Source organism: Paenibacillus suaedae (genome assembly GCF_032337355.1).
Classification (GTDB): Bacteria; Bacillota; Bacilli; order Paenibacillales; family Paenibacillaceae; genus Paenibacillus_B; species Paenibacillus_B suaedae.
The window spans coordinates 104,710-116,266 of sequence record NZ_JAVYAA010000002.1 but is presented as its reverse complement, the minus strand read 5'-3'; the positions used below and the strand labels follow the sequence as shown (position 1 = coordinate 116,266).

Sequence of the window (11,557 nt, the reverse complement as noted above, 5' to 3'; positions counted from 1 at the left end):
TGAAGAATAACGGTAAAGGTAGAAGGCGGGGGAGTTATTATCTCCCGTCTTTTTCCATATTTCACAAATAAGTAAAGAATTCTTTTAGATGTAGCTTCATAATATTCAGGGTGGCATGCCCAAGAGCAACAGCAAATCAAGCAACATTGGCATCATTTTTCGATCTTGAAGGAAGGAGATGAAAAAGGTTTGAAGTTTCGCATGGAGTTTCGCTTTAAACCATTATTTTTGGAGGTGCTACTGGTATGTTCAACGAAAGGCCAATTATGAAAAGGACAAAATTAATGGCCGTCCTGCTCTCATTTTCTTTACTTGTTTCCTTGTCCGGAGTAATTGCGCTGCTTCCATCGAAGGCTTCTGCTGCAAGCTCTCCCGATGACAATTTTTCAGCAAAGACGCTAAAGTTCCTTCGTGCCAATACAGGACTTGATGGCGAGCAGTGGGACAATATTATGAAACTCATTAACAAACCTGAGCAGGACTCGCTTAAATGGACCGAGTACTATGGGTACTGCGAGGACATTGATGATGATCGCGGGTATACAATCGGCATTTTCGGAGCCACGACAGGGGGAGACAACGACAAGCATCCGGACGGCCCGACTTTGTTCAAGGAATTCGACGCTGCTAGCGGAGCTTCTAAACCTTCGGTTGAAGGAGGCTTGTCCCGAATTGGTGTTAATGGGTCAATGAAAGGATCGATATTGAAAATTAACGATAGCGAAAAAGTGTTCTGCGGCAAAATCAAAAATTTGCAAAACAATAGTGCGTGGAGAGAGGCAATGTGGCAAACCTTTTATAAGGTTTACATAAAATACAGCGTGGAGCAAGCGCGCCAACGCGGTTTCAATTCTGCGCTGACGATCGGTTCCTTTGTGGATACAGCCTTAAATCAGGGCGCTACTGGAGGTTCTGGAACACTTGAAGGCCTTTTGTCTCGCTCAGGCAAAAGTAACGACGAGAAGACATTTATGAAAAAATTTTATGACGAGAGAACAAAAATCGTAGATACCAACCAATACAATCAGCCGCCTAACGGCAAGAACCGTGTGAAGCAATGGAGCCAGCTGTGGGATATGGGGAAAGCAGACCTCAAGAACGCTGACGAAGCGGTCGTTAAAGTCACCAGTTGGAAAATGAAATAAGTCAAAAATCCCGCGACCGTTGTTCGGATGCGGGATTTTTTCTGTCATCTTTTTGAAAGGTACAGTTTAATTCCATCTAACTATCATTAAAAAAGTGATGAAAAGAATGCAGCAGCCCGCTATAAATGGAGCGAATAGATTGGCGTCAAATAAGAAACCAGCCAAAGTGGGGCCAACAATATTTCCAACGCTCATGTAAGCATTATTCATCCCGGCTACATCCCCCTGCTCATTGCCTGCCATCTTGGATAATTGCGTATTCAACGCTGGCCGAAGCATGGATACCGCAAAAAATATGATGGAAGTGACAAGGAATATGCTCCAAAAATGAGTAGCGAATAAAAGTACAATATAGGCAGTTGACATTAAGAGAAGAGAGCCTTTGATTACCTTCGTTTTACCGAATGCCTGAATGATTTTCGCGACAAGCAATGCTTGCATGCCAACGCCGGCCATCACAATAAATATATTGAGCATTAATATTGCGAGTATTTTGTTGTTTTTGAGAAAGGTAACCATACGAAAGCCTCCTTACTGGTGGACTGCACCACATGAATGATGATGTTTTAGCAAGTTGTAGAAACCAAAAAACCTCCTTATCCATACTGGATAGGAGGCAGACATGTCTGGATACGTACCATCCAAAATACGCGAATAGAATAGAACTCGATCGATTTTAAACAACATTGTCGCTAAAATATGGGTTGTCCGTGTATTCGTAGATTTGGTACGATAACGGAAAATAGGGCTACGACAAAGGAAACAAATGAATACATTAGAACTGGTGAATTCGTGAAAAGGGAAGGGGACCACGATCTTGCTGCAAATTATCAATTTGAAAGACCGAATGGATTTACTGGAACAGGTGAGTCATTGGCTGTGGCAGCAATGGGCAAGCGATAAGCCCTACGAAGCGATCAAGTACGCGACAGAACATCATGTCCATGTCGACCGTGTGCCGATGACATTCGTGGCTTTGCTGGATAAGCAGCCTGTAGGTACGGTATCGCTATGGATGAATGATTTTAAGTGTCGTCAAGATTTGTACCCATGGCTGGCGAGCTTGTATGTGACGGAAGCAGCAAGGGGACAAGGAGTCGCGGCTGCGCTTCAACAATATGTTGTACAAGAGGCAAAGCGGCTCGGATATGATAATTTATACTTGAACACGAATCATATTGGATTTTACGAAAGACAAGGTTGGGAGTTTGTAGAATCAGCGCCGCTGCTGGAAGGTGGTTATAAACGAATATACAGGAAAAAACTAACATATTAATCGAAAGGGCAGCGGAGAGCTGCCCTTTATTTTTGCCAAAAAGAGATATAATTTCTCTCAAATCCCCAGAATTAATGATTTATTCAATGGATGTTTTCCCTAGTTTGATGAAAAGGAAACTGATTTTGTATGCTCTTATTTTAGAGTGACCTCCTCATTACTTGCAAAATTCGACAATGTGATGAAATGGGTGAAAGCGCCCTTGTAAAGGTTTACGGGATTCGAATATGTATGGTCTTCGTCCTAATTCTGGGAAGAAGTTGCTGCGTCGAAAGTACTATTCGGAAATAAAAACAGGAATTTAGCTGCATGACTGTAGCTCTGTGTGACGCCGATATTAGGTTTATCGTTCATCTATCGTGAACGTACACCAATATACACATGGGGGATAACTGCAGATGAAACATCAGACGAAACAACTGACGAAAAAACAGAAGAAACAACAGATGAAGGAGCAGATGAAACAACGAGCATGGATGAAGTGGACTTCGATTTTGTTGGCGGCCACTGTCGCGACGGGGAGTACAGCGGGCTTCGCAGCAGCTGAGGAGCGAGGATTGCAGGTTCGGGAAGATGCCGCTCAGTTTGGAATTCACAATGTGATCGCACAGCAAGAACCTTCTGGATCTGATTTGCCGTCCGACATGGAAGGAAGACTGCCGATGGCGGAACAGTCTGAAGATCCAGGGATCCCGGAGCCGCCTGCCCGGGCTGTAAAGAGCATAAGCAAACAATCCACATACAGCATGGCCGATTTGAATGCACTGTCGTATGAGGAGCTTACAGATCTGCTGGTAAGCATTGATTGGGAAAAGATTCCTGAGTTGTTCAAATTAAATGAGGATAGTCGACGTTTTTATGCGGACGAAAATCGCATGCAAGCGATCATTGATCGGCTGGAGGAGAGCGGAAGACGATTTACAACTGAGGATATGAAGGGTATTCCAACGTTGGTAGAGGTACTGCGTTCTGGTGTATACCTGGGGTATTACAATAAGGAGCTGAGTCGCCTTAATGAGCTGGATTTCCGTGAGAAAATGCTGCCTGCTATAAAGGCGATTATTGATAACCCGTCTTTTACTTGGGGAAATGAAGTGCAGCATTCAGTTATTTCGGCAACGGGCAGACTGATTTCTAACGTCACAGTTGATACGTATATCGTCAACCGGTTGACCGGACTGTTGTCAGACTTTACTGATCGCCAAGAGCAATTAGGAGGTAATTTCTTATCTGGAAAGGCCTTCTACGACGTAATCCAGGGCGTCGGGTATGTTCTGATGTATCGCATGACCGAGCCGGATCAGAAGGCCGAATTCAAAGGCAATATAGACGGATATTTGGAGCAATTATTCCGTCTGGGGAGCGAAGGTTCCACAGCAGAGGATAAGAAATGGCTGACCAGCAATGCAATTTACTATTCTGGCGCGCTCGGGCATTATCATAGCGATCCGGAGAAAGCGAACCGGGTGCTGACGGACGTTATGCAGACGCAGCCGAAGCTTGGGGAGTTCTATTTCGTAGCAGCAGATCAGATTGCACGGAATTACGATGAGAAGGACGCTTTTGGCAACCGGGTTGATATCGACGAACTGAAGCAGCGCGGAAAGGAACATTATTTACCGCAGCGGGTTGAATTCGATGATGGCCAGATAGTGTTCCGGGCGGGGGGCCAATTGACCCAAGAGCAACTCCAACGCTTATATTGGGCGGCGAAAGAAGTGAAGGCCCAATTCCACCGGGTCATTGGCAATGACAAGCCATTAGAGGCGGGAAATGCAGACGATGTACTTACGATCGTCATTTATAACAGTCCGGATGAATACAAGATGAACAAGTTCTTGTACGGGTACGACACGGAAAACGGCGGTATTTATATCGAAGGGGTAGGTACCTTCTTTACGTATGATCGCACGGAAAATCAAAGTATTTATAGTTTGGAGGAGTTGTTCCGGCACGAGTTTACCCATTATTTGCAAGCACGCTTTGAGGTGCCGGGCCAGTTTGGACAAGGGCCGTTGTATCAAGGCGGACGCATGCAATGGTTCGATGAAGGCGGAGCCGAATTCTTCGCTGGCGCCACGCGAATGGAGGGAATTAAGCCCCGCAAGTCGGTTGTCGGCTATTTGGTTGGTGACGAGCCGGGGCAGCGCTTCACTGTGTCGGATACCGTAAATTCAAAATATGGATCATGGCAATTTTATAATTATTCCTTTGCATTATACGACTATTTATATCATCATGACTTTAATGCGATGGATCGGATTCATCGTGCCATCCGGTACAATGATGCGAATGCTTATGAGCAGCAGCTCGCGTCCATAAGCGGCGATGCACGCACGAACGAATCATACCAGCGCTCTATCGACGAGGCGGTTGCTCGCTATGAAGAATTGTCGACACCGCTCGTATCTGACGACTATTTACAAGCGGTAGAGCAGAAGCCGGAACTCGAAATTTACGATGAGATCACGAATGTGGCTGGACTTCGCAACAGAAGCGTTAAGAAAAGTAATTCTGGCTTGTTCAAATCGTACGAACTGCGCGGCACTTATGTCGGCGGTGCCTCTGCAGGAGTAGAACAAGATTGGCAGTCGATGAACAAGTTGACGGATGGCTTCCTGCAATCTTTGTCAGACAAACCATGGAACGGATACAAGACGCTTACGGCATACTTTACTAATTACCGTGTTAATGATGAAGGCAATTTCGTTTATGATGTTGTGTTCAATGGCAAGCTTCCCGAAGGTGCAGACGGTGGGGATGTAGAATTGCCGGATGGCGGCACCAATCCCGGAAACGGCAACGAAGGCAACAATGGGGATAAAGACGGCGATCAAAAAGATACTGCGGATCGTGAGCCAAACGACACATGGAAGACAGCTGTTCGACTCGACGATACAGGAAAAACGATTTCCGGTAAATTGAGTAATAAGGATGCGCTGGATATTTATCGTTTTGACGCGAAGCAGGCAGGGGAATGGACGATCGAATTGGAATCGGCGCAGGAACTGGGAGTAGCTTGGGTGCTATTCCATGAGTCTGACCCGAACAATTATCAGGCCTATCCGACTAAAAGGGAAGGGAACAGCTTAGCTGGCTCTATATCCGTTTCCGAGCCGGGAACCTATTATTTACACGTATATGCGGCAACAGAAGGAGATCAGTCGTATCGTCTGTCTGTTAAGTCGGAAGCGCAGCAACAGCCTGAACCAGAGGTGTCTTTATTTGAGGAGACTGAACCGAATGATGCGCCTGACATGGCTAATGGACCGGTACCAGTAGGCCGGACGGTAAATGGAACGCTTGAAGGAGACGACAAGCAGGATGTATTCATGATTGACTTGGACAAACCAACATCGTTGAACATTGGATTGGAAAAGCAGCAGGGCGAACACGTAAATTGGGTGTTGTACCGCGAGGGCGATAATGAGCAAGTTCTGTATCCTGTTGATATAGACGGAAATTGGATGAAGGGTCAAGTCGAAGCGGAACCTGGCCGGTATCATTTGTATGTGTATAAATTTGCCGATGAGGATGTTCGTTACAAGCTCGAAATTCAATAATATTTAATTTCATAACAGGTAAGTTGGTTACCCAAGTGCTGCTGTAACCGAAAAAGCGAGCGTGTCACTCTTCATTGAGCGGCACGCTTTTTTTCAGTTATCAAGCGTTTATCAAAATATATTTCCAATTTTATGAACCACAATTATACTTAGTAGAGTGAGTTTGGTGTAAGGAAATGAAAAAGTCTAGCGATGACCGACAAAAGGTGTAAATAGGCGGTGAATAATAGCTATGAAAATATCAATCGAAGAAATCGATATTCAGAAGGAAGAAGAAATTATTATACGATGTCATGAAGTCAATGATGAAATCATGAGTCTAATAAAACGGATAAAACTGAAAAATAAGATGCTCATGGGCTTTCAAGAGGATACGATTCACCAAATCAAGCTCAGCGATGTGTACTATTTTGAATCGGTGGATAACAAGGTATTTATGTATTGCAAGGATAAGGTGTTTGAAGCGAAACAGAAGCTGTACGAGCTCGAACAGATAGTTGAGGGAAAGAAGTTTTTCCGCGCATCGAAATCTAGCATTCTCAATATCGCTAAAATATCGTACATCAAGCCGTCTATCAGCGGCAGGTTCGAGGCGAGAATGGATAATGGAGAGACGGTTATGGTGTCGCGTCAATATGTGCCGATTCTGAAATCGATGCTTGGTCTATAGGGAGGGACGAACATGAATGTTTCAGAGATTGTAAAAAGCTTTGTAAGAAATTACTTGCTTGTATTTGCAGGCATTGTCATATTCATCACCCTGCTGAATCATCTAAATATATGGGTAGACGGCTCGGATGCTTCGATATTTTCTCTCGGTTTCCATCATATATACGCAATCATGATATGCGCTTTGGTGGGTGTCTTGCCAAGTCCTTTGTTCTATTATTCTGCTGATGATACAAGCGAAAAGGGGATGCGGTTGCGAATTTTGATCCATTTTGTGATCTTGGAAGTAGTGTTGCTTATTTTCACGAATTGGATGGGTTGGGTAACGGGAGTAGTTAACACAATGATACTCGCATTTGAAATCGCAATTATCTCCCTGCTTGTCCGTTGGCTTGAATGGAGCAGTGACAGGAAGGTCGCAATGGAAATCAACGAGAAGCTACAAAAACTAAAAAATGATGAAGAACAATAAGACGGGGAGGCAGCAGCTTACCTCGTCTTTTTTACAGCTTACTTTGTTATTCATACAGCATAGTGTCGTTCATATTTACTCTGCACCAATCGTTATGTATGCTGATGCTGCACGAATGAAGCAGAGGAGGCTTGGATTTGGATGATAGGAAACATAATATTGATCATTGCAGCAGTTTGTGAAATATCATTTGCATTATATCGCATTTGTACGAAGTCGTATCAGAAAAAGATCAAAGCCATGATAAGGATTGGCGCTTTTGCAGCATTCCTAATTTTCACACTGGCTTCGGTCATCGAGTGGAGCTTCCGTTGGATGGGACTTGGACTGCTGCTGCTTGTCTGGGCGCTTCTTGGAGTGTGGACGCTCATACGCAGCAAAGAGGAGCACAAAGAATATAAAAGCAGCCGCGTTATCAGAAATACTATTGCTATGCTTATGCTCGTCGTCATCGCTATAATTCCTGCTCTCGTATTCCCGCAGTATCATTTGCTACCTGTTACGGGGAAATATCAAGTCGCAACCTCATCATACACCTATGTTGACAAAAATCGTATCGAACAATTTACAGACACAGGAGAAAATCGTCACGTCAATGTTGAGTTTTGGTATCCTGAACAAGTAGACGAAACCTATCCGCTGTTGGTATTTTCTCCTGGTGCATTCGGCAGCAAAGGAAGCAATACCTCAACCTATATGGAGCTTGCAAGCCACGGATACGTAGTATGCGCTATCGATCATCCGTATCATTCTTATTATACGGAATCTGAAGATGGAAACAGGACATTCATCGATTCGGGATATATGCAGGAAGTCAATGGCTCCAACATGGGCAAATACACGGTAGAGCAAATGTATGGGCTTATTCAAAAATGGATGAAGCTGCGTACAGATGACATGAATTTTGTAATCGATACGATTTTGGAAAAAGCAAAAACGAGCAGTGACCAGGTTTATGCGCTAGTGAATACTCAAAAGATAGGTGTGTTTGGACACTCCATGGGCGGAGCAGCAAGCACTTGGCTTGGCAGGGAGCGTAATGATGTTGGCGCCGTTGTTAATATCGATGCTGCGATGTTTGGCGAGCTCGTATACAACAAGGAGACCGATGATTTTGCGGCAAGCAACAAGACCTATACGACTCCGCTTCTTAATATCTATTCTGACGCTGTGTGGGTACAACTCCTACAGCGCAACAGCAAATCCCCTTATGCAGCTAACAAAGTTATTGATAAAAACGGTAAAGTAGTGCATACCGTCCATTTCCAAGGAGCGGAGCATATGAGTCTTACCGACCTATCCCTCATTTCCCCGCTAATATCTAATGTGCTGCAGGGCGGTAGGATGGCAGAAATTAATCCTTATTACTGTCTTGAGACGATGAATCATATTCTCGTACAGTTTTTCGATTGCTATCTCAAAGGGCAGGGCAGCTTCACATCTGCGGGAACATATTGACGGGCAAATCACTCTTAACGATTTCGATCCTCAACTTTTATCTTTTTTCATATTGCGCTTCAGATCGTTTGTGCTATAATAAATGTCGAATGGACGACCATTCACGTCATGCACAACAGAAGAAGTTATAGACAATGGAAGTTTGGTGCAAATCCAACACGGTCCCGCCACTGTAATAGGCTGAATCCTCGGTCTTAAGTCAGGTCTTTTGTCTAGTAACTTTGCCAGGCCAGTCATTTCGAGGCGAAAGTGACTGGTTTACAAGTCTAGTGACGATTGCGCCTCACTAGGCTTTTTTATATTTCTCGAAGGCAGTCGACAATGCAGTCGAGTTGGCCTGGTGGTCGCCGCCGAATATACGATGATGTACAAGCGAGGCAAGCGGGACGTTCTTCAACGAAGAAGAATCAGATGCACAATGATGTGCATGTCCCAACTTTTTCTTATAGAGGTTGTTCAAAAAGTCCGCTTTTGATCACGAAGTAAATCATGAAGTGGACTCGGCATCGAAATTTGAATTCAGCCGGACCTTCCGGTGCTCATGTACCCAAAACGTACGCTCCGCTCCTCAGGTCCTAGCTTCATCCAACTTTCTCGGTGCTGAAAACCGGCCTTTTTGAACACGGACTTATACAAATTTGTCGTAATGATGAACTCGACCCTATTGAGGTTGACGCATGTTTGCGATACGATGTACAGTATAGATGATAATTGAATGATAAGTTGCACAATGGCGTGCACACGACATAACAAGCAAAGAGGCTTTTTGAAGGGAACCATCCCTTTGAGAGGCCTCTTTTTTTGTTGCAACTACTCGTTGGAGGTGCTTTACGTGGATAAACTTTCGATCAAAGCCGATCTCTATATGGGTCATGGCGCGCTGGATCGTCTGATGGAATGGCGTAATAAGCGGATTTTCATCGTTACCGATCCATTCATGGTCAAATCAGGGATGATCAACATGGTATTCGACCGACTGCATGAGAGCAATGAGCAATATATTTTCAGCAATATCGTACCCGATCCTCCTGTTGAAATCGTAACTGAAGGTGTTGAGGCATTGGGTGCGTTCAACACAGATTTAATCATTGCAATTGGCGGTGGATCTGCGATTGATGCGGCTAAGGCAATGAAGCTGTTTGCGCAGAAGCTGCTGAACCAGCAGGAGATTCCGTTCGTCGCGATTCCAACTACAAGCGGAACAGGATCAGAAGTGACATCGTTCTCTGTTATTAGCGACAAACAGAAAAACATCAAATACCCACTTGTGTCCGATGAAATGCTGCCGCAAGAGGCAATATTGGATCCGGAGCTGGTTAAGAGTGTGCCGGACTTCATTACGGCAGATACGGGAATGGATGTATTGACGCATGCGATTGAAGCTTATGTGTCTACTAAAGCGAATGATATATCCGATGCGCTTGCTGAGAAGGCAATTAAGCTGGTGTTTGCTTACTTGCCACGTGCATATAAAGATGGTGGAGATCTAGAAGCACGTGAGAAGATGCATAATGCCTCCTGTATTGCGGGCATGGCATTTAATATTACTTCGCTCGGGCTAAATCATGGCATTGCGCATGTCGCAGGAGCCAAATTCAAGATTGCGCATGGCCGCATGAATGCAATGCTGCTCCCGCATGTTATTGAATTCAATGCAAATTATAAGCCAGGCTATGGCAGGGAAGAGAGCACAGCTGCAGCGGTTCGCTATGCAGAAATCGCGAAGAGCTTGGGTCTATCCGCACCGAATCCGAAGAGCGGTGTACGCAGCTTGGTGCAAGCTATCAAGCAGCTGCAGAAGCAATTGCAGATGCCGCAGACGCTGAAGGAATGCGGAATTGAGAAGTCGCAGCTGGACGAAATGAGAGAGTCGATAGCCGATGGCGCGTTGAAAGATGGCTGTACAGCGACGAATCCTCGTGTACCAAAAACTGGAGATGTGGCTGAAATTTTGAACAAAATGTTTCAATCGTAGGTTTGCGTCGAATTTTGTCTGAATGTGTATTGACAACGTTTGCAGTATTAAAATATAGTAAAGGTAACACAACGGCGTGTTGCATACAAAACCAAGCAAAGAGGCTTCTTAAAATTCCTGTGCGAACTTTTAAGGGGCTTTTATGTTTTTTTACAGCAATTTCACGTGTTTCTGACATGAGAGTGAGATGATGGTATGGAGCAACACACTGAGAAACAACGCGTTATCCAAGAGTACGTGCCTGGTAAACAGGTCACGCTGGCTCATATTATCGCGAATCCGAATCCAGATATCTACAAGAAGCTGGGATTAGGGAATGACGCACATGATTCAATCGGAGTCATGACGATAACACCAAGCGAGGCGTCCATTATTGCAGCGGATATCGCGACGAAGGCGGCTGGCGTACAGATTGGCTTCGTCGATCGCTTCAGCGGATCACTCGTCATTACAGGCGATGTATCTTCTGTCGAATCCGCCATAAGTGAAGTGCTGTTTGGACTGCAAAATATTTTAGGCTTCTCAACTGCTGCGAACATAACAAGAACGTAGGTGAAGAAGCTGATGAGAAAAATTATTTTCGCCGGAAGTACCGGTTCTGGCAAGACGACTCTATGCCAATGGCTGCATGGTCAAGAAATTGCCTATAAAAAGACGCAAGCGATTGAAAGCTTCGACCAAGCAATCGATACGCCTGGCGAGTGCATCGAGAACCGATATTTGTACAAGATGCTGCTCGTATCGAGCGTAGATGCTGACGTAATCGGGCTTGTGCAAGATTGCACGAAGGAAGATAGCTACTTCCCACCGGCCTTCGCAACTGTATTCGCCAAGCCGGTCATCGGCGTGGTGACGAAGGCGGAACTGGCCGAGTCGCAGGAGCAAATCGCACAAGCGAGAGCTCATCTGCAGGCGGCTGGTGTGGAGCAGATATTTGAAGTCTCGACGATAGAGAATGTGGGAGTGGAGGCGCTTCAGCAATACTTGGAGGCGTAAACG

General features: G+C 45.0%; 10 protein-coding genes and 1 riboswitch. Of the genes, 9 read left to right on the top strand and 1 reads right to left on the bottom strand.

What is annotated here, in order from left to right:
- Window positions 1-245 precede the first annotated feature (245 nt).
- Entirely contained in the window at window positions 246-1,145 is a 900-nt protein-coding gene (locus RQP50_RS08625; protein WP_072731091.1) for a chitosanase, read from the top strand.
- 66 nt (window positions 1,146-1,211) lie between these two features.
- Here RQP50_RS08625 and RQP50_RS08620 read toward each other — a convergent pair whose 3' ends face one another.
- Window positions 1,212-1,664: an MFS transporter gene (locus RQP50_RS08620; protein ID WP_315744815.1), complete on the bottom strand. Its 453-nt coding sequence runs from the start codon at window positions 1,662-1,664 to the stop codon at window positions 1,212-1,214.
- A gap of 298 nt (window positions 1,665-1,962) precedes the next feature.
- Here RQP50_RS08620 and RQP50_RS08615 point away from each other — a divergent pair, with 298 nt between their 5' ends.
- From RQP50_RS08615 to RQP50_RS08580, 8 genes are all read left to right on the top strand, one after another.
- On the top strand, window positions 1,963-2,421 hold the full coding sequence (locus tag RQP50_RS08615; protein WP_072731093.1) for a GNAT family N-acetyltransferase: 459 nt from the start codon (window positions 1,963-1,965) through the stop codon (window positions 2,419-2,421).
- 398 nt (window positions 2,422-2,819) lie between these two features.
- Window positions 2,820-5,984, top strand: coding sequence for a collagenase (locus tag RQP50_RS08610; protein ID WP_315744812.1), 3,165 nt, complete (start codon window positions 2,820-2,822; stop codon window positions 5,982-5,984).
- A gap of 232 nt (window positions 5,985-6,216) precedes the next feature.
- The gene (locus RQP50_RS08605; RefSeq protein WP_315744810.1) at window positions 6,217-6,654 is read left to right on the top strand and encodes a LytTR family DNA-binding domain-containing protein; all 438 of its coding nucleotides are present in this window, start codon (window positions 6,217-6,219) and stop codon (window positions 6,652-6,654) included.
- A gap of 12 nt (window positions 6,655-6,666) precedes the next feature.
- Window positions 6,667-7,125, top strand: coding sequence for a DUF3021 family protein (locus RQP50_RS08600; protein WP_021257974.1), 459 nt, complete (start codon window positions 6,667-6,669; stop codon window positions 7,123-7,125).
- A 141-nt stretch (window positions 7,126-7,266) separates the two neighbouring features.
- A complete protein-coding gene (locus RQP50_RS08595) occupies window positions 7,267-8,583 on the top strand; it encodes an alpha/beta hydrolase family protein (RefSeq protein ID WP_315744807.1) in 1,317 nt (438 codons plus the stop codon).
- A gap of 110 nt (window positions 8,584-8,693) precedes the next feature.
- Window positions 8,694-8,845: riboswitch (adenosylcobalamin (AdoCbl) riboswitch) on the top strand.
- A 570-nt stretch (window positions 8,846-9,415) separates the two neighbouring features.
- Entirely contained in the window at window positions 9,416-10,558 is a 1,143-nt protein-coding gene (locus tag RQP50_RS08590; protein WP_315744805.1) for a 1-propanol dehydrogenase PduQ, read from the top strand.
- A 195-nt stretch (window positions 10,559-10,753) separates the two neighbouring features.
- On the top strand, window positions 10,754-11,110 hold the full coding sequence (locus tag RQP50_RS08585) for a BMC domain-containing protein (protein WP_021252539.1): 357 nt from the start codon (window positions 10,754-10,756) through the stop codon (window positions 11,108-11,110).
- Between the two features lie 12 nt (window positions 11,111-11,122).
- Window positions 11,123-11,554 (top strand): EutP/PduV family microcompartment system protein, encoded by a 432-nt coding sequence (locus RQP50_RS08580; RefSeq protein ID WP_268624682.1) that lies wholly within the window; start codon window positions 11,123-11,125, stop codon window positions 11,552-11,554.
- Window positions 11,555-11,557 lie beyond the last annotated feature (3 nt).